This window comes from Bartonella sp. MR30HLJHH (assembly GCF_042194195.1).
GTDB classification, from domain to species: Bacteria; Pseudomonadota; Alphaproteobacteria; order Rhizobiales; family Rhizobiaceae; genus Bartonella; species Bartonella grahamii.
Window position 1 is genome coordinate 1 of the sequence record NZ_JBHIMO010000085.1, and the last position, 982, is coordinate 982.

Below are 982 nucleotides of genomic sequence, written 5' to 3' on the forward strand. Positions count from 1 at the left end.
GCTCTTCATTTTCGCACATCACTAAGAGAATTTCATCAGATTTTATAAACACTGGTTTTGTCACAAATGCCTCCATATCAAAATATTTAAATACATTTTGAAAAAAACGCCTTGACATAGGTTTTTTTTTTCGGGGTATGGTGCAGTGATAATTGTATTTTATGCACAAGTCAATTAAAATTTTGCATAAAACGCAAAAATAAATCTTAAAATATATAATTAAATTATGCACTATCCACAATTTGGGAGATGTTTATGAGCGATATAGATAAAAAAATAGAATCTGTTTTTTCATTATTCAATGAAAAAGAGCAGTTAATTATTACTTATTTTGTTTTTAATTTTTTTAATAATTCAAGAAAATCAAGCACCGCTTCTTTGTCAACTGGATCAAGTGATGCACATATTTTCATAAAATCTAAGTCTACTTCTTTGTAAAAACTGGGGGGAGGTTCGTTAAAAAATTCAGAAATCTTTACTAGTTCATCTATGGTTATATCTCGCGTTTTACCATTTTGATAGGTATTAAGCATGCGATTCACTGCTGATGGGTGCAGTTCTAAATGTGATGCTAATAATGTTTGTGCGCCGTGGCCTCGTTCGTTAAGACGCTCTTTAATCCATAGCTTAAGTTTGGACTGAATATCTTGTTCCATGGTTCGTATAATCCTTGAAAATATATTTTTATGCAAATGTGCAAAAATGATAAAAAAGCATAATTTCGTTGACTTGTGCATAAAACGCAATTATTTATTGCGCTGTTATGGAGATTACATATGCCTTCGAGATTAATTATAAAATATTTAGGTGGTTTCAAAACTGTAGCAACCATAGTGCAAAGAGATGTGTCATCTGTTTATAGATGGCGTGACATGCCAGCAAAACACCAGCAAAAAATTTTAGATTACGCACGTGATCATGGGATAGATTTGCGTCCAGAAGATTTTTTTTATCCCGAGCGCTTGCAGAGATTAATGCAAGA

General features: G+C 32.0%; 2 protein-coding genes. One reads left to right on the forward strand and one right to left on the reverse strand.

What is annotated here, in order from left to right; all coding sequences use genetic code 11:
* Window positions 1-326: 326 nt before the first annotated feature.
* On the reverse strand, window positions 327-656 hold the full coding sequence (locus ACFIKR_RS09425) for a helix-turn-helix transcriptional regulator (protein WP_208439714.1): 330 nt from the start codon (window positions 654-656) through the stop codon (window positions 327-329).
* A gap of 120 nt (window positions 657-776) precedes the next feature.
* Between ACFIKR_RS09425 and ACFIKR_RS09430 the strand changes: the two genes are divergently transcribed.
* The coding region (locus ACFIKR_RS09430; RefSeq protein ID WP_375612683.1) for a hypothetical protein at window positions 777-982 on the forward strand (206 nt) is incomplete at its 3' end.